Annotated in this window: 16 protein-coding genes; 8 read left to right on the plus strand and 8 right to left on the minus strand. The window is 44.8% G+C overall.

Features of this window, described 5'->3' with window-relative positions; genetic code table 11:
* Positions 1-65: 65 nt before the first annotated feature.
* The 5 genes from treC to gmhB all read right to left on the minus strand — a co-directional run bounded on the left by treC (position 66) and on the right by gmhB (position 5,539).
* Positions 66-1,751 (minus strand): alpha,alpha-phosphotrehalase, encoded by a 1,686-nt coding sequence (treC, locus tag OCV56_RS12305; RefSeq protein ID WP_086715224.1) that lies wholly within the window; start codon positions 1,749-1,751, stop codon positions 66-68.
* 141 nt (positions 1,752-1,892) lie between these two features.
* On the minus strand, positions 1,893-3,317 hold the full coding sequence (treB, locus tag OCV56_RS12310; protein ID WP_086715226.1) for a PTS trehalose transporter subunit IIBC: 1,425 nt from the start codon (positions 3,315-3,317) through the stop codon (positions 1,893-1,895).
* 204 nt (positions 3,318-3,521) lie between these two features.
* Positions 3,522-4,466 carry a trehalose operon repressor TreR gene (gene treR / locus OCV56_RS12315; RefSeq protein ID WP_086715228.1) on the minus strand — a complete coding sequence of 315 codons (945 nt, stop codon included), beginning with the start codon at positions 4,464-4,466 and terminating at the stop codon, positions 3,522-3,524.
* An 89-nt stretch (positions 4,467-4,555) separates the two neighbouring features.
* The gene (locus OCV56_RS12320; RefSeq protein ID WP_048664565.1) at positions 4,556-4,891 is read right to left on the minus strand and encodes an MliC family protein; all 336 of its coding nucleotides are present in this window, start codon (positions 4,889-4,891) and stop codon (positions 4,556-4,558) included.
* Between the two features lie 63 nt (positions 4,892-4,954).
* Positions 4,955-5,539, minus strand: a complete 585-nt coding sequence (gene gmhB / locus OCV56_RS12325) for a D-glycero-beta-D-manno-heptose 1,7-bisphosphate 7-phosphatase (protein WP_017060762.1) — start codon at positions 5,537-5,539, stop codon at positions 4,955-4,957.
* Between the two features lie 207 nt (positions 5,540-5,746).
* Between gmhB and metN the strand changes: the two genes are divergently transcribed.
* The 3 genes from metN (at position 5,747) to OCV56_RS12340 (ending at position 8,345) form a co-directional block, all read left to right on the plus strand.
* Positions 5,747-6,781 carry a methionine ABC transporter ATP-binding protein MetN gene (gene metN / locus OCV56_RS12330; RefSeq protein ID WP_017060763.1) on the plus strand — a complete coding sequence of 345 codons (1,035 nt, stop codon included), beginning with the start codon at positions 5,747-5,749 and terminating at the stop codon, positions 6,779-6,781.
* Positions 6,771-7,454, plus strand: coding sequence for a methionine ABC transporter permease (locus OCV56_RS12335; protein ID WP_017060764.1), 684 nt, complete (start codon positions 6,771-6,773; stop codon positions 7,452-7,454). Before metN ends, OCV56_RS12335 begins: the two co-directional genes overlap by 11 nt.
* A gap of 81 nt (positions 7,455-7,535) precedes the next feature.
* Complete coding sequence (locus OCV56_RS12340) at positions 7,536-8,345, plus strand: MetQ/NlpA family lipoprotein (protein ID WP_086715231.1); 810 nt, start codon at positions 7,536-7,538, stop codon at positions 8,343-8,345.
* A 109-nt stretch (positions 8,346-8,454) separates the two neighbouring features.
* Here OCV56_RS12340 and OCV56_RS12345 read toward each other — a convergent pair whose 3' ends face one another.
* From OCV56_RS12345 to syd, 3 genes are all read right to left on the minus strand, one after another.
* On the minus strand, positions 8,455-9,660 hold the full coding sequence (locus OCV56_RS12345) for a carbohydrate porin (protein ID WP_086715232.1): 1,206 nt from the start codon (positions 9,658-9,660) through the stop codon (positions 8,455-8,457).
* Between the two features lie 403 nt (positions 9,661-10,063).
* Positions 10,064-10,840: a Zn-ribbon-containing protein gene (locus OCV56_RS12350; RefSeq protein ID WP_017630798.1), complete on the minus strand. Its 777-nt coding sequence runs from the start codon at positions 10,838-10,840 to the stop codon at positions 10,064-10,066.
* A 4-nt stretch (positions 10,841-10,844) separates the two neighbouring features.
* On the minus strand, positions 10,845-11,390 hold the full coding sequence (syd, locus tag OCV56_RS12355; RefSeq protein ID WP_017089736.1) for a SecY-interacting protein: 546 nt from the start codon (positions 11,388-11,390) through the stop codon (positions 10,845-10,847).
* Between the two features lie 131 nt (positions 11,391-11,521).
* Between syd and queF the strand changes: the two genes are divergently transcribed.
* The 5 genes from queF to xni all read left to right on the plus strand — a co-directional run bounded on the left by queF (position 11,522) and on the right by xni (position 18,907).
* Positions 11,522-12,367: an NADPH-dependent 7-cyano-7-deazaguanine reductase QueF gene (gene queF / locus OCV56_RS12360; protein WP_086715234.1), complete on the plus strand. Its 846-nt coding sequence runs from the start codon at positions 11,522-11,524 to the stop codon at positions 12,365-12,367.
* A 59-nt stretch (positions 12,368-12,426) separates the two neighbouring features.
* Positions 12,427-14,685, plus strand: a complete 2,259-nt coding sequence (locus OCV56_RS12365; RefSeq protein WP_086715235.1) for a tetratricopeptide repeat protein — start codon at positions 12,427-12,429, stop codon at positions 14,683-14,685.
* A 118-nt stretch (positions 14,686-14,803) separates the two neighbouring features.
* The gene (locus OCV56_RS12370; RefSeq protein ID WP_086715237.1) at positions 14,804-16,369 is read left to right on the plus strand and encodes a sensor domain-containing diguanylate cyclase; all 1,566 of its coding nucleotides are present in this window, start codon (positions 14,804-14,806) and stop codon (positions 16,367-16,369) included.
* A 242-nt stretch (positions 16,370-16,611) separates the two neighbouring features.
* Positions 16,612-17,976 (plus strand): nucleotide 5'-monophosphate nucleosidase PpnN, encoded by a 1,365-nt coding sequence (ppnN, locus tag OCV56_RS12375; protein WP_086715239.1) that lies wholly within the window; start codon positions 16,612-16,614, stop codon positions 17,974-17,976.
* Between the two features lie 160 nt (positions 17,977-18,136).
* On the plus strand, positions 18,137-18,907 hold the full coding sequence (gene xni / locus OCV56_RS12380) for a flap endonuclease Xni (RefSeq protein ID WP_086715241.1): 771 nt from the start codon (positions 18,137-18,139) through the stop codon (positions 18,905-18,907).
* The last annotated feature ends 1 nt before the right edge of the window (position 18,908 follow it).

Genomic DNA, 18,908 nt, shown 5'->3' on the forward strand with positions numbered 1-18,908 from the left:
GAAAGCTTTGAGCCTGACACTTAGATTTCAGGCTCAAAGCTTATACTCGCATAGGGGAACGAGTATTATTGCTCTATCAAGAGAATTCTTGTTTCATACGGTCGTAAGGTTACCGTGTTTGCAGAAACTGGCGACTGCTCATCAGGGTAGTTTCCTAATAACAATTGCGCTTTATCCAGTTCAAATTCTTTAGATAACTCAACCTGACACGCCTCACCATAATAGTTGTTAATGCACAGCAAGCACTGACTATCAGTCTCGCGAGAATACGCAAATACCGATGGGTGCTCAGGCAACAAATCTTGATAACTACCATGAGTAATCACGGGCACTTCTTTGCGAAGTTCAATCAAGCTCTTGTAGAAGTAAAAAACAGAGTCTTTATCTTCTAGCGCTTGCTCAGCATTGATCTCAGTGTAGTTATGCGCAACATCTAGCCATGGCTGTGATTTTGAAAAACCGGCATTCGCTTCACTATTCCACTGCATCGGCGTGCGAGAGTTATCTCGAGATTTCTGCGCCAAAATCGCCATCATATCTTGATGCGCCACACCATCACGGTTCACCATGATGTCGTACATATTGGTACTCTCAACATCACGATACTGGCTGATCTCGGTGTAACCAGGGTTGGTCATGCCAATCTCTTCACCTTGATAGATATACGGCGTGCCTTGCATCATGTGGACAGACGCAGCCAGCATCTTGGCCGATTCAACACGATATTGCTGATCATCGCCTAAACGGCTCACGACTCTTGGTTGGTCGTGATTACACCAGAATAATGCGCCCCAACCCTTGCCGTTCAAACCTGTTTGCCAATGGTTGAAGATCGATTTTAGCTGTAAGAAATCAAACGGTGCACTAGTCCACTTCTCACCATTGGTGTAATCCACCTTGAGGTGATGGAAATTAAACACCATCGATAACTCGCTGCTATCAATATTTGAGTACTGCTGACAGTGCTCCAGTGTTGTTGAAGACATCTCGCCTACTGTCACGCTACCGTATTTCTGGAATACCGCTTCGCTGATCTCTTTCAGATATTCGTGTACACGCGGGCCGTCAGTGTAAAAACGACGACCATCACCGATATCATCATTAGGGAAATCTTGCTGTTTCGAAATCAGGTTGATTACATCCAAGCGGAAACCATCAACGCCCTTCTCAGCCCAGAAACTGATAACGTCTTTCACTTCTTCGCGTACAACCGAGTTCTCCCAGTTAAGGTCGGCCTGCTCTTTCGCGAATAGATGTAGGAAATATTGACCAGTAGCCTCATCCATCTCCCATGCATTACCACCGAACTTAGACTGCCAGTTGGTTGGTGCTTGACCGTTAACTGGGTCTTTCCAGATGTAGTAGTCGCGATATGGGCTGTTTTTGTCACCCAATGCCGACTGAAACCACGCATGCTCTGTTGAGGTATGGTTTACCACGATATCCATCACGATACGGATACCACGTTGGTGTGCTTCAGCAAGCAATAGGTCCAAATCTTCCATGGTGCCGAATTGCGGGTTAATCGCATAGTAATCTGAAATATCGTAGCCGTTATCGATCATTGGGGATGCGTAAACCGGGGTTAGCCAAATCGCATCGACGCTCAAATGTTTGAGGTAATCCAGTTTCGAAATGATCCCTTTGATATCGCCAGTACCTTTACTGCCACTGTCGCAGAAGCTCTTTGGGTAGATTTGATAGATGGTCGCGGTTTTCCACCAGCTTTCATCATGTTCAGTCATCGCCATCTATAACACTCACTTACCAGAAAATATAAAATAAAAATCACCATGCAAATCATGGTCGAATAACCGTTATAACTAAAAGAAAAAGCTATAACTAAGAGAAAAAGCGATGGCTCACTTTGGAGTCATCGCTTATTTAATGCATTACGCGTTGACGGTTTCTAGCTCGCCTTTCATCTGTGCTCGCTTATAGAAGAACAGTGTTAACGTGACGGGTAGTACAATCGCCACCAGCATTGCAACTAGGTAAATCGACCAATATTGAGGTTGAATCGATAGGATGCCCGGCAAGCCACCGACACCGATACCATTCGCCATCACACCTGCACTACCACAGATTGCAGCCGCTGCGGCACTGCCGATCATTGCGCTCAGCATTGGGAATTTATATTTAAGGTTGATGCCGTACATCGCAGGCTCTGTCACACCTAAGTAAGCTGATATTGCAGCTGGAACTGAGATATCTCGCTCACCTTCACGCTTACTCAAAATGATGATGCCGACAACCGCTGAAGCTTGTGCAATGTTTGATAGCGCAATCAAAGGCCAGATTGGCGTGCCGCCTAAATCTTGCATCAATTGCAGATCCACCGCGTTGGTTGTGTGGTGAATACCCGTGATAACCAAAGGTGCGTATAGGAAGCCAAAGACCACTGAACCAAGAATCGCGAAGTCACCCGTCATTGCCGCTTTAGCCGCGAATGCCACACCATCACCTAACATACGACCGAATGGGCCAATGAAAGCGTGCGCTAGAATCACAGACAAAATGATCGATACAAATGGCACAACGACTAGGTACAAATAAGCAGGGACGATGCGCTTAAGATTGGTTTCAATGAAAGCTAAGGCCACACCCGCGAGCATCGCAGGGATCACCTGTGCTTGGTACCCAACTTTCTCAATCACAAAAAAGCCAAAGTCCCACACTTCAGGAACGGCTTTACCTATCATGTAAGCGTTCATCAGCTGCGGGGAAACCAAGGTCACACCGAGCGTGATGCCCAAAATAGGAGTTCCGCCGAGCTTCTTAACCGTCGCCCAACACACACCAACCGGTAGGAAGAAGAAAATAGCTTCGCCGATCAACCATAAGAAAGAGTGAACCGTCGCCCAGAATTGACTGATTTCAACTAGGGTTTTGCCGTCGAACATGCGAATGTCGCCAATCACATTACGGAAACCAAGAATCAAACCACCAGTAATGATGGCAGGCAGCAGTGGTACGAAAATTTCGGCTAAATGGGATATACCACGCTCAAGGAAGTTCATATTTTGACGAGCAGCCAGCTTCGCCTCATCTTTTGATGATGCCTCTTTACCTGTCTGTTCAATCAGAAGTGCGTACACTTCATCAACTTCAGTGCCAATCACAACTTGGAATTGACCTGCGTTAGTAAAGCAGCCTTTTACAAGCTTCAATTTTTCGAGTTCAGCTTTGTTTGCCTGCTCTGTATCGTTCAATACAAAGCGCAGTCGAGTCAGACAGTGGCTGACGCTTGCAATGTTTTTTTTACCACCGACTAACTCGATAAGACGCGCAACGTCTTGCTTCGCTATCTTACTCATACTACCCCACCCTGGTTTCATTCAATTACTCATCTAAACCATGCAGCTATAACCACTCAGATTTAGATTTATGGGAACATTCCCAATTGCGATTATTATAATGCCTGCATGAATGATAAATTAAAATGGGAACAGTCCCATTAATTGAAAGAGATCACACTCTAATTTTAATCTAAGCGGTTCAATTTCGCTTAATTGAGTGGATTATAGAACCGGAGATTGAGTGTGATGAGAAATATCTGAATTGCCTAAAAGCTGAGAGATCAATAGATTAGCAGCCAGTTTACCTGCAGATTGGTAACCAGGATCAATGCTAAATACTCGTGGGAATAAAAAAGAGAGAAGATCATTACCACCAACGCCGGTGACGACCACATCTTCACGTTGTCGCTCTTGCAGACGTTTGATCACACCAAGAGCCAATGTGTCACTAGCACAGACTATAGCTTGGGTGTTAGGTGTTAGTACCTCATCCACCAGCTGATAAGCACTTTCGTGATGAAGTTGACCAGTACGATAGTTTGCCACCGAACCTGTGTTTTCACACCAATCGAGATAAGCCTTAAGACGCAGTTCACCGGTTGATTTGTCGCTAGGATCAACCCCGATGAAGCCAACATCAGAGATCCCCTGATCCGACAGATGCGCTAACGCACTATTGATCACCTGTCGGTTATCATAGTTAATAGACGTTACGTTCTCGGTATCTAGAGCAATCACCACCGCTTTGTGTTCCCAAGCTTCAATTGCAGGAATGTCACAGTCAGTAAAGCCAAACACAATGATCCCATCAACGTTACGACGCTTTAGAACTTGTAGGTGCTCATTGGCTTTTTCTCTATCTAGCTGACTTTCCATGATCACGACATCGTAATCCGCTCGATACAACTCGGCCAGCATGGTGCTAACAGCTTTGTTTTCTGATGGAGAATCTAAACGTGAAATGATCACGCCGATGACTTTTTGACTGCCACCGCGCATTGATTGCGCAGATTTCGAAGGCGTGTACCCAGATTCTTGAATTACTCTTTCCACCCTTTCACGGGTTTCAGGTTTCACTTTTGGATCATTGGTCAGAACACGAGATACGGTTGACTTACCAACACCGGACAGCTTTGCAATATCAAGAATAGTGAGTTTTTTGCTCATAAAAAGTCTAACATTAAAAGGAAGAGAATAAAAAGTGAGGGTGGATTCCCTCACTTAACTGTTTGTAAATCTCAGAAGTTAACTATGACTTACTTTCGACAATTTTTATAGACGACACGACCAAGTTCTAGACGTGCGTTGTCACCTTTAGTGCGTAAAGTGACACTATTGATCAGTTCAGAGGTGCCATCATCTAAGATGTACTTCGTTCCTGAACCTGCCGCTATTTGAGTGAGACGATATTCATTCTCAGGCAAACGTAATACCGCTTTTTCATTACCAAGGTAAGCGACCTTAAATGAAGCGTCAGACTCACATTGATAAGTCACAAATTGATCGTCCGATACTGCACCATCAGGCGCTGCGGATTTAGAACACCCGAATAACGCTACCGTACATAGAGATGCTATCAACAATGCTTTCATACTGCGTTCCTCATCTTTATATAGTGAACAACACTTATATCTAAGTGAAGGAGACTTAGTGTCTTAACCTTTTAAGAAAGCTGGCACGTCTTTAATGCTATCAAGCACAACGCTCGCCAAGGCTTCACCTTTTTCAGTTATTGGTTTGCCTGTTCTTACTAAGACTTTAGTACCAACGCCTGCTGCTTCTGCAGCCATCATGTCTTCAGCTTTATCGCCGATCATGACCGAGTTAGCCATATCAATCTTCAGAAAGTCACGAGCAGAAATGAACATACCTGGCTTTGGTTTACGACATTCACAATCTTGCTTGTAGTCACCAATACCGTGTTCAGCGTGGTGCGGGCAGTAATAGATGCCATCAAGCTCAACGCCGTTATCAACAAAGTTCCAATCCATCCACTGCGTCAAAGAAAGAAAACGGTCTTCACTAAACATGCCGCGAGCAATACCAGACTGGTTGGTCACTAGCACCAATAAATAACCCATATCTTTAAACGCTTTCGCCGCTTCAAACACACCGTCAATGTATTCAAAGTCATGCTCATCATGTACGTAACCGTGATCAACGTTAATCACACCATCACGATCTAAAAAAACAGCAGGTTTAGACAAAATTTTGTTCTCTATCAACTCTCTATTAATCATTAATTATTACACGCTTTATTTGCTTCATCACTATCTATTTAGTTTTGCGTTCGTTAACGAATTGTTTCTAGCTTAGCCATACAATCGACGTTTAGCCGTCTAGACGTAAAAATATCTATTGACTTAGATCATAGAACACCATAGCATCGTCTGTAAATCGAGCGAGCTATCGACATATTATTCTGTTCTACCTGCACAGGTTTCTCTATGATTAAAGTGAATCAAGTCAACAAGGTTTTTTATCAAGGTACTAAAGAAATCAATGCCTTAATTGATATCAACCTCCACATTCCTCAAGGTCAAATCTTTGGAGTCATCGGCTCTTCAGGTGCAGGCAAAAGTACCCTAATCCGCTGTGTAAATATGTTGGAAGCACCGACCTCTGGTGAAGTGATTGTTGACGGTATCGACCTAACAAAACTCAGCAAATCGGAACTTAGCGAAGCGCGCCGTAACATCGGCATGATATTCCAGCACTTCAACCTGCTGTCTTCTCGTACTGTATTTAACAATGTAGCACTGCCTTTAGAACTTGCTGGTAAAGATAAAGCGATTATTGAAGCAAAAGTGAGTGAGTTACTTGAACTCGTTGGCTTAGCGGATAAGCGAGACACCTACCCTGCAAACCTAAGTGGCGGTCAAAAGCAGCGTGTTGCGATTGCTCGTGCACTGGCCTCTGATCCGAAAGTACTGCTGTGTGATGAAGCGACCAGCGCATTGGATCCTGCAACGACTCAATCGATTCTTGAGCTGCTACGTGAAATCAACCGCAAGCTGAACATCACTATTCTGCTTATTACGCACGAGATGGATGTAGTGAAAAGCATTTGTCACGAAGTGGCGATCATTGGCGGTGGTGAATTGGTAGAGAAAGGCACAGTTGGTGACATCTTTGCTCACCCTAAAACTGAACTAGCGCATCAATTCATTCGTTCAACGTTGGATCTGACGATCCCTGAAGATTACCAAGCACGCCTGCAAGAGACTCGCGTAAACAGCAGCTACCCGTTAGTACGCCTTGAGTTTACTGGCGCGACGGTTGATGCTCCGCTGATGACTCAGATTGCACGCAAATTCAATATCGATGTCAGCATCCTAAGCTCTGACCTTGATTACGCCGGCGGCGTGAAGTTCGGCATGATGGTTGCTGAACTGTTCGGTAATGAAGCAGATGATAATGCTGCTATCCAATTCCTACGCGACAACAATGTAAAAGTAGAGGTGCTTGGTTATGTCCTTTAGTTTCAACGAGATTGCTGACTGGATCAGCCTTAACGGTAACCTTCTATTAGGTGCAACCGGCGAGACGCTTTACATGGTTGCAGTTGCGGGCATTGTTGGCTTTGCTGTCGGTATTCCATTAGGCGTGATTCTACACACGACTAAAAAAGGTGGCCTGTTAGAGAACACCAAAGTAAACAAGATTCTAGGTGCGATTGTGAACGTGGGTCGTTCAGTGCCTTTCTTAGTGTTGATGGTTGCGATTATCCCACTAACTAAGATGCTGATTGGTACCTTCATCGGTACAACAGCAGCGATTGTTCCACTGACGATTGGCGCTATCCCATTCGTGGCTCGACTTATCGAGAGTGCGCTACTTGAAGTACCAACAGGTCTAGTAGAAGCGGCTCAATCAATGGGTGCAACACCAACACAAATCATCAATAAGGTTCTGCTTCCTGAAGCACTACCGACTATTATCAACTCAGTAACGATTACGCTAGTGACACTTGTGAGCTACTCAGCAATGGCGGGCACGGTTGGTGGCGGTGGTCTAGGTGATGTCGCGATTCGTTACGGATTCCACCGTTACGATGTGACCATCATGGCTGTAACGGTAGTGATGTTGATTGTGCTTGTACAAATTATTCAATCAATCGGTGATTCCTTAGTTCGCCGCGTTGACCACAGATAAAGACTCAGCGTTAAAACGCAAACTCTCTAAGACAAGAGTCGTCTGAACCAAATTAAATAGATTTATTAAAAGGAGATTATTATGAAATTTAGCCTTAAAGGTTTACTTACTATCGCAGCAGCGGCATCAGCGCTAGTACTAGCAGGTTGTGGTGATAAAGAAGTTGATACTTCTAAAGTAAAAGTTGGCGTAATGGCAGGTGCTGAAGCGCAGGTTGCTGAAGTTGCAGCGAAAGTAGCAAAAGAGCAGTACGGCCTAGACGTTGAACTGGTTACTTTTACGGATTACGTAACGCCAAACGCGGCACTGGATGATGGCTCTATCGACATCAATGCATTCCAACACGCACCGTACCTAGATCAGCAAGTGGCTGACCGTGGTTACAAACTGACTATCGCTGGTAACACGTTTGTTTACCCTATCGCTGGTTACTCTAAAGAAGTGAAATCTGTCGACGAAATCCAAGACGGTGCTCGTATTGCGGTACCAAACGATCCAACAAACCTAGGTCGTTCTCTACTGCTTCTTGAGCAACAAGGTCTTCTTGAGCTTCGTGAAGGTGCTGGTCTTCTAGCAACAGTTCGTGACATCGTTAAGAACCCTAAAAACCTAACGATTGTTGAACTAGACGCAGCACAACTGCCACGTTCTCTTGATGATGTAACGCTTTCTATCATCAACACAACTTACGCAAGCTCTATCAACCTGACTCCACAAAAAGATGGCGTATTCGTTGAAGACAAAGATTCTCCTTACGTAAACCTAATCGTTTCTCGTGAAGACAACCTAAACGCTGAAAACGTACAGAACTTCGTTAAAGCTTACCAAACCGAAGAAGTGTACAACGCAGCTTCTGATATCTTCCAAGGTGGCGTAGTTAAAGGTTGGTAATCACCTAAACTTCAGCATCGTATAGATACCCGAAGGGGCTGACATAACGTCAGCCCCTTTTTTATTTACGGCAGTTTTTATGTACCGAATTTCGTTAGAAAAGCTCGGCTTACCACCAAGCTTCCACTTGCATACCGACACTCATTTCACTGTTCTTACCTTCACCGAAAGCATTGTCATTTTCAGCATCGTTTAGGTAAGTCGCAAAAATACGGAATTCAGGACGAGACCAAAAACCCACTTGCGGTACCCAAGCCTGAGCGACAGTGAACTTACCACCCGCGCCGTCTTGGTTATCAATGGTTTCCACAAAGCCGCCAATTTCAAGAATGGTACGCATACGCTTGTCCCACTTATAAAGCGGACGGATTACGGCACTGAACGACTCATCATCACTGTTATTAGCACCAACACCCGATGACGCAGCATAACGAACCGTGTGGCCAAATTCGATGTTCTCACCGATAGCAAGCACACCCCAGTTAATCAATCGGAAGCCATCGGCGTCGTTGTTGTTTGCATCACGAACGATACCCTTACCTGTACCAAAGGTGGTCATCTGCTCGGCATAGCCAGAGTTAGCGACTTGGAGAATGGTTTTGTTGAAGCCACCAGAAAGGTTTTGATTTAAGCTTGCCGTTAACATTACGCTGTCATCCGCGTCTACCGTTTGACCTTGCTTTTCATTGGCAAAGTTCATATCAATACCGACCTCAAGATCCGCATTGTTCCACAATGGAATACCCGCATAACGTATATCAGCAATCATGGCTGTGGTTTCTTTGCCATCAAACACATCGCCTGTCACTGTATCTTGAATCAAAGCCACCGATAATTTACCTGGGCCCATATTGATGTGTTCAACACCTGCACCAATACCGCTCACATCCCAGTAGTAGTTATCAACGATGTGTACATCATGACGTTGGTAGTAACGTTCACCCGCCCAAATACCAATGTCCTTGTCTTCAAAAAGCCCTACCGCTTGAACATTGAGCTGAACTACATCAACGCTTTTATCCGCCGCGTTCTCATCTTGGCCTTGCCAGTACGACAACATGGAATCAACTACAAATGAAACGTCGTCCTCAGCATACACCTCTTTCTTAAAGCCAAACTCGCCATACAGGTCATTCTCGTTGCCGAGTCGCCCAACTTTACTCACCTCCCACTTGCTGTTTGAGCCACCTTCATTACTCAGGCCAACGCCTCCGCGCATGTAGCCATTGAACTCTAATGGTGTGGTTTCATCAGCGTATAAATTAGGTGCAAGTAAAGCAGTAGAGAGTGCAGCAGCAATAGGTAACAGTTTCATCGTCCATTCCTTTCAGATCTAGAATCAGGTTATTATTTATAAATGGGAACATTCCCATGGGATCGATCCCATTTATATTGAGCAGAATATAAATTGAAAGAGAACTGATTGATTACTGTGATCCAGTTAACTATTGAAATAATCAAAAGTTGATGAGTGTGGGATTATCTTGGTGAATACTTGAGGGCTACAGAGAGAGATAGACAGCACAAAATGAGCGCATTTAAGGGCGAAATATTGGCAAGCCCAATACTTGATTAATGCTCAATATGGAGGGCAAAGAAACAGAAACAGAAACAGAAACAGAAACAGACGAGAAGCTAACAGGGAGAAAACAAAGGAATAAGTATCGAAGTATTGATTAACACTTCGATACATTGAATCGATAATTAAGCTTTATGGATTACTTAAGGTGATCCCAAGAGATGTTTGATACCAGACGGCAGTCATCACACTTGAAATAGAAAATATCGTGGATCGGCGCATCTAGCAGCCATTCGCCACCACATTGCGGACATTTACGCTCTTTTTCAGCTTTTAAGCTGATGCCACCAACGCGGTACAAGTAGTAATAAGTCGGGATCTTCGTGAGATATTCAATTCGCCCTCTTAGGCCCCAACCGCGTTTGAACAACACGCTTTTGGTATCACTGATCTCCGTCAGAGTTGCGTGTTCAGCACGACAGCCCCCACCCATTTGGACTTCATCACAGGCTTGCCATTCTGTCTGCCATTTCAGCACAGCTTTATGGTCGCCATTAAATGTAGGTGGGTTGCGATACAGAGGGATAGGCAGCAAACTATCGCCACTGCGCAGCGGTGAACAGGTATGAACGAACGTTGTATACAGTACTTGCCAGCTTGGTGCTTCGTCTTCAGCTACTTCTTCTGAGTTAAGATCTCGCCCCAGTAAACGCATTTTAGGCGCAAGAAGGCTCGCGTTAGACAAGCGATCAAAACACACTTTTACAAAATCAGAGTGGTTACGCGGGTGTAAGCTGTCTTGCTCTGGGCAGACAACGCGAACATAAAATTCGCCGTCGCCCATCACGATAGGAAACTCACGACCCAACACTTGCCCGTTATAACGAAGTGCGTCCATTAAGCCATTAACAGCCTTGTCGACAGCGCTTACCGTTGTGTTATCAAAACACTCAAATTGAAGTTCTAGTACGTACATCTATTTATACCGCTGGTTGTAGCTTTTCTAAAAATTCTGCCAATGTCTCGGCTAATACATCACGGTTTTTGGTGCCTAAGCGCTCCAAAATCACGTTACCCGTTAGGTTACAGATAGAGATAACGTCTAGCTCTGCATCGGTCGCGGCAATGAAAACCGTTGGTTTTAGCTTTAGACGACGCTGAGTCACTAGATGACCCAAAATGTTTTCTTGTAGACATTCGAAGTCTTCATCACTCCAAATCTGTAACAGAGTCAGTTCGTTACCATCAAAAGTCGCGTTCATATCTGCGCTGAATTGTGCGCCGTAGAAAGTCTTGATGTCTTCATGCAAGGTCAGCTCAATACCGGTTTCAACATTAGTGAAATCCGCGAATTGCTCACGTGGATAGTGTTTCCACAACACTGCGTCGCCACTCTTTTCTTCTACGCATGGCGATACGATGTCCACTAACTCCTCATTACGAGGTAAGCTTTGGTGTTGCTGCTGCCACGCGTCAACGTATCGCTGACTAAAAGAAAGTAGTGCGTCTTGAGCACGTTGAGTCATGAAAATCTCCTAAACACAAAATAATAAATAGAATCCGAGCCCTTTCCGCGCCGATTAAGCGATGACTTAATGACAGGGTAATGGGGATTCAGTAAAATCGACCCCATTCTAATCGAATTTGAAACGAAAGTATGAGCAAATATTCTGACGCAAAAGAGCTAGCGGGTTTAACCCTTGGCCAAAAAACTGAGTACTCTAACCAATACGATGCAAGTTTATTGCAACCAGTACCTCGTAGCCTTAATCGCGATGATCTTGCGCTAAACGGCGATCTGCCTTTTGTTGGTCATGATATTTGGACGATGTATGAGCTTTCGTGGCTAAACACCAACGGCCTACCTCAAGTGGCTGTGGGCGAGGTTTTCATCCCTGCAACCAGCCCAAATTTAATTGAATCAAAATCTTTCAAGCTGTACCTGAACAGCTACAACCAGACTCAATTTGAAAACTGGGATCAAGTAACTGAGCGCCTGACCCAAGATTTGTCGGCATGTGCAGGCGAAACGGTGATTGTGAATGTAAACTCAGTAACCGAATACACCAACCAACCTATCGTGACAATGGAAGGCGACTGTATCGACAACCAAGATATCCAAATCACTAGCTACGATTTTGAAGCGTCGCTACTTGAAGGCGCTGCTGGTGAGCAAGAAGTTGAAGAAACATTGCATAGCCACCTATTGAAATCGAACTGTTTGATCACCAATCAACCGGATTGGGGTAGCGTTGAGATCGCATATTCTGGTAAGCAAATTGACCGTGAAGCCCTGCTACGCTATTTAGTTTCTTTCCGTGAGCACAACGAATTCCACGAACAATGTGTTGAGCGTATCTTCACTGACATCATGAAATACTGTGCACCATCGAAGCTAACCGTATTCGCACGTTACACGCGTCGTGGTGGTCTGGATATCAACCCATACCGTTCAACAGAACAAGATAGACCGAACCACAATAAGCGTATGGCTCGCCAATAAATAAGGCGTGAACCACCCACACTTATTTGAACCTACCAAATCTTTAAAGGGACATTGAAATGCGTTGGTTATACGTTGTTAGTCTATTTATTTTAAGCTTAAGCACATCGGTCAATGCGTCGGTTTATTCGTCAGCGCTACTCAATGAAGCCAATAACTTGGTTGAGATCGAGCCGAGCCAAGCAAAACAAATGGCCAACAGCTACCTAACACTTCGTGTCCTGTCTGATCAACGCGAGAAAAGCCCTTCTGCTATTTCTCGCGAAGAGACAGACTCTTCGATTCGAACGCCAAACAGCAGTATCGATGCGTATAAGATCTTAGCTAAGGCGGAATACAACCTTGGCAATATGCGTATTGCGATTCAGCACATCGACAAAGCCTCTGAGCTAGCGAAAACCTATAAGCTTGATTACCTAAAACTGGATCTTCAGATCCTAAAAGTTCGGTTACTTTGGCTTAGTGATAGAAAATCAGCCAAAGCAAAAACTGAGCTCACGAGCATTGAAGCAAATTTAGAGTCGGTGAATAAAACCTTACGTTTAACGGAAGGCATCACTTATCGCTTGATTATGTTGAAAGCCGATATCGCCTCTTATGACAACAAGATCGATGAAGCCGAAAAATTCTATCAAGAAGCGAAAACCTACCTCGAGCAACGTTACTCTGAAAAGGTCACCATCGACTATCATATTGCGGTCGGTGAATTTTATCTGACTCACAAAGAGTACAACCATGCGTTATCTGAGTTGCTGTATGGCTACTGGAAATCAGTAGAAGGTAATCTGAGTTCACGCTTAGCCAAAGTAAATCGCCTGCTTGCTCAGCTTTTCTTTGAGCGCCAAGTGTTAGATAAAGCGCTAGAACACCTTTCTCAAGCTGCTGATTTTTATGATAACTTTGAAAACTCGCCTGTTTTAGCACAAGTGCTTAAGAAAATGGGTGATGTGTACTTCTATCAAGGAAAATATAACCTTGCCTTGGTGCATTTCTTCAACGTTCTTGATCATGAAAGCACTGACCGAGATATCCATCAAGTCATTGATATTCGCCTAAGCCTATCAGCGACTTACTTACGCCTTTATAACTACCCTCTAGCAGAACAGTACCTAACCCGTGCCCTTGAGCTGCTGGAATACACCGATATTCCAAAGCTGGAAGGTCGTGCTGCACTGTTATCGGCAGGGTTGGCTTATCACCTGCAAGAAAGCGAAGACGTGATCAAACATGCGACACGTGCGCTTGAGATATCACGTCAGATAGAGAACATGCGTCTTTCACAACGTTCGTACTATTTACTCTCTTTGGGCTATGAGCAGGCAGGCAGGCCACAGCAAGCTTTGGCAAACCTCAAGCAGTACAACAGCCTTGTCTCTTTAGAGCAGCAAAAACTTAACCGTGTTGGCGAAGACGCGTTCCGTCAACAGAAAGAGTTTGCAGAACAAACCCTGCACTACGCTGGCCAAGCACAAGAGCTAGAGCAATACAAACTGGAGCATCGTAAGTTCCAAAAGATATCGTTCGCCCTATTCCTGTTCAGCATTGTCTTGTTCTTCTTTGTGCTGCGCCGAGGCTACATCATCCAAACCTTAGCCAAAGAAGTAGACTCACTGCGCACCGATCTATTTACGCACTCACGTTCTAAGCTTCCAAACCTAAGAATGCTCAATGCGAAGCTCTCGAACTCGCTAGAACAAACCAGCCAAACCTTTGAGCAATGGCAGCTTGGTGAATTGATTCATGAACCACTCAATGACCGTTTACGCTTCGTGATGATCGATTTACCGTTCTTACGCAATATGTACACGCAGAACGGTTACAAAGCCGGTCTAGAGCTCGAAGACGCTTTCGGCGAGTTCCTAAAATCTAAGCTTGAAGGCCCAGCTCGTGTTTACCACTTCTCAGATGCGAACCTGCTTTATATCGAGCCAAACGCGGACCGTGATTTATCGCCAGAGGCCATGTTCAGAAAGATACAATCTTGGGTGAATGACTTCGAAACAGAGCGTAACATCAACCGAACGGTTCGTATGGGCATCGCTGACTACCCATTTTTACCACGCGCTTATACCGCAATTAACGATCAAGAGTTGCTCGACGTATTATTGATGTCGACCAACCTAGCGCGTGAGATCAGTCTCAAAGAACGCAGTAGCCAGTGGGTCTATCTAAAAGCTATCGACAATGCACCCGCAGCGAGCCTTGCAACTGGTAATATAAGAGAAGCATGTAAACATGCGATTAATCAAGGGTTAATAAAAATACAATCCTCGTACCAGAATGAGGACAACATCAAAAAAATGCTAAAAGATGACTGATTTGCGAGCGGTTAAGAGCAGCAAGTCGTGACCTTATTTTTAGTTTTGTTATTATCGATGTAACGGAATTTCATCAAAATGATCGAGCTCGGTCTACGCGGCGCTAATAAATACATCTATGGGCATTCTTGAAAAAGACATTCAGGCGCAACTCCACCAGCTGAAATCTCAGTTGGAGCAGGTCCGTTTGACGCAAAGGGACACCTCGTTCAAATTTATTAGAGAACAGAAAGTTCTGAAACGTATCGTCACATCTTTAAGTGATGCATGTGTTGGCAGTAACAGCCATTTAGATGAAAACCTCATTGCCCTTAGGGAAGAGCTAGAAAAGCAAAAAGACATTAGCTCGATGATCCCAAAGCTGGCAGTATTAGAAAGGATGCTTAAGCAGAAAACGTTGGCTATGGATAAACAGAACGGATATCTGGACGATAGCATTAAGCACAGTGGGGAAACGCTGCAGCGCATAACTGGCCTTCCAGCACAGCTTAAACGCGACCTACGAAACTTACTTAGCTTCTCCGAATGCAATGGCAGTCAAAAAGTCGATCATGCCATGAAACTTCTCGGTATTTATGAGCGTGCCATTAAGATTATGGCGAATAACTCACGCACGCATTTTGCCGACGCTACATATTCTCCGGAACAAGAACTCCTTTCCGACCTATCAAATGAACTACAACATCTGATCACTGAACTCGATTTTGAGGGTGAATCGGGTGATTTACTTACTGATATTCGAGCGAAGTTGCTGCTTGGTGTTTCCACACAAAGCCTACTTGAGCTGACACTTCAGATCCTAAAACTGGTTATTGAAGGCACCAATCTAGAACGTAAAAAGTCTGAACAATTTGTTGATCAGCTTAATTCATCCCTGGCTTCTAGTATCAAAACGGCAGACCAAAACGCTGATCAGAGCCAAAGTTACTTTGAGCACCGCCAAGGCCTTAATTCTGAATTAAATGAACTTGTCACTAAGAGCCAAAACTCGGTAGAGAAAGCGAAGGATATTGATAGTTTAAAGCGTTCGATTAATCCACTACTCAGTGAAATTGCCTCTCTTTCGGAAAGGCTAAATCACGCAGAGCAGAAAGAACAAGCTCTAATAGAGAGAATGAGTTACGGAAAGGCTCAGTTAGATTCACTCTATGAAGTGACCCAAGATTACCGTAAGCGTTTGGAAGATCAGGCTCAGCGCATGCTGCTTGACCCTCTGACTAAGGTTTACAATCGTACTGCTTTTACCGATCGCTTAGAGCTTGAATATCGCCGCTGGATCCGCGCACAGCACTCACTGCGCGTAGTACTTCTGGACATCGACAACTTCAAAGCCATTAACGATAGCTTTGGTTATACCGCGGGCGACAAAGCACTCAAGATCATTGCAAGAACTATCACCAAAGAAGCTGGCACCACCGATACTGTGGCGCGTTTTTCAGGTGAAGAGTTTGTCTTACTGCTACCAGAGCAAACCGATGAATATTGCCACCAGGTCATTCAAAACATTCAGACTCAAGTAAGCCGCTTACCCTTTAAGTTTCGTGACCAACAAATCACCATTACTTTATGCGCGGCAAGTACTCAATTTAAAGAGTCAGATACACCGGAAGAAGTACTAGAGCGACTCAATACAACGTTAAATAAAGCAAAACAACGTGGTAACAACCAACTTGTTTGGCACTAAGCAGCCCTAGATTTAATTTATTTCATTTTTTCAAATACTTATCACATACCATTTCCCTCAATGTTTGCTAAGCTAATGATTAACATTCGCTTAACAAGCATTCTTGGCAAGCAACGCTGTCGTATTCGTTTCGTCTGGTTAACTCTCTCCCACCTTTAACCAAACACTTTCAACGTTTGCTTCTCACTCTCGAGCCAGAGGGTCACTTCAACGCCCCCAGCTCTTTTCAACAAGGAGGCACTATGATCACTCATATCAGCCCTGCCGGTAGCATGGATTTACTCTCTCAACTTGAGGTTGAGCGTCTTAAGAAAACCGCATCTAGTGATTTGTACCAACTGTATCGTAACTGTACGTTAGCAGTCCTGAACTCGGGTAGCCACACCGACAACTCCAAAGAGTTACTCGATAAATATCTCTCATTCGATGTTGAGGTGGTGCGCCGTGAACGTGGCATCAAACTCGAACTGAGTAATCCACCAGAGCATGCCTTTGTCGATGGTGAAATCATCAAGGGCATTCAAGAACACCTCTTCTCAGTGCTACGTGACATCGTTTATGTCAACATGCACTTAGCCGATAACCAAAGGCTCAATCTGACGAATGCCACTCACATTACTAACCTTGTATTTGGCATCTTGAGAAATGCAGGTGCGCTGACTCCAGGCATCGAGCCTAACCTGATTGTATGTTGGGGCGGACACTCTATTAATGCGAGCGAATACCAATACACTCGTGAAGTCGGTAATGAATTGGGACTGCGTGAACTGAACATCTGTACGGGTTGTGGACCGGGCGCGATGGAAGGCCCAATGAAAGGTGCTGCGATTGGTCACGCAAAACAACGTTATACCGAGCATCGTTATCTAGGGCTGACCGAGCCTTCGATCATTGCGGCTGAGCCACCAAACCCGATCGTGAATGAACTGGTGATTATGCCCGATATCGAGAAGCGTCTTGAGGCATTCGTTCGTATGGCGCATGGCATCATTATTTTCCCAGGCGGCCCCGGCACGGCCGAAGAGCTACTATACATCTTAGGGATCATGATGCACCCGAATAACGCCGAGCAGCCAATGCCGATTGTCTTAACTGGCTCGAAAGAGAGTGAAGCTTACTTCCGTTCAATCGATAAGTTCATTGGTGAAACTCTAGGGCCTGAGGCGCAAAAGCATTATGAGATCGTGATTGACGACCCAGCACGCGCTGCGAAAATCATGAAACAAGCGATGCCAGATGTGCGCTCTCACCGTAAAGAGACCGGTGATGCCTACAGCTACAACTGGTCACTGCATATTGAGCCTGAGTTCCAACTGCCATTCGACCCAACACACGAGTCTATGGCGGCGCTTGATCTTCATATGGACCAGAAAACGGAGAGCCTAGCCGCTAATTTACGTAAAGCGTTCTCTGGCATTGTCGCTGGTAATGTCAAAGCCGAGGGTATTCTGGAGATCGAGAAGCACGGCCCATTCCTGATTGATGGCGACAAAGAGCTGATGACCAAAATGGACCAACTGCTGAATGACTTTGTTGAGCAACATCGAATGAAGCTACCGGGCGGCACTGATTACGTGCCTTGCTATAAAATCGCACCTAGCGATTAGGCACAGTCATTCACTAGTAACTAAATAAGTGATAACCAATTGGCAGGCATAAAGTTAATCAGGTGATGACGTTTACGTTGCTAACGTTTCAACTCACCAAGTGATACGTTACTATAAGGGGCTAGCAGCCCCTTTTTTATTGTCTATTTAGTGGAAACTTATGTCTATCCATCTTGTTATTATCGATGCCTTAAACCTCATCCGACGCGTGCACTCCGTTCAGCCGGATCCAACCGATATAGCAAGAACCATCACTACGACAACTCGCACTCTCAATAAAATTCTGACTGAATCAAAGCCCACTCACATCATCGCAGTATTTGATCACCACTTACAAGATCGAGGCTGGCGTGCAGAAGTGCTTCCAGCTTATAAGCAGAACCGAAAACCGATGCCAGAACCATTAATGAAAGGCCTTGATGCTATCCAACAGGCTTGGTGGGAGTTAGGCATTGATTCACTGTTATCTGATGGTGATGAAGCGGATGATCTAGTCGCAACACTGGCAAAAAAAGTGGCTGACCACGGAGAAACTGTCACTATAATCTCGACAGACAAAGGGTATTGCCAACTGTTGTCACCCACTCTGCAGATCCGTGATTACTTCCAGCACCGTTGGTTAGATAAACCCTTTATCGAAGCTGAATTCGGCGTTAAACCTGAACAACTGGCGGATTACTGGGGGTTAACGGGCGTCAGCTCTAGCCAAGTACCGGGCATTCCAGGTGTCGGGCCAAAAGCCGCCAAAGAAATATTAACCACTTATCCAGATATTGAAACTGCCTATCAAGCAGAAGATCTACCGAAAAAGTATCGTAAAAAGTTCGACGAACACATTGAATCAGCTCGTGTATGTAAGCAAGTCTCTGCACTCAAAACCGATATTGATCTTGGGTTCAATCTGCAAGATATTCGCTTCTCTGGTAATTAAG

Origin of the sequence: Vibrio gigantis (assembly GCF_024347515.1) — a bacterium.
In the GTDB taxonomy this organism is placed as follows: Bacteria; Pseudomonadota; Gammaproteobacteria; order Enterobacterales; family Vibrionaceae; genus Vibrio; species Vibrio gigantis.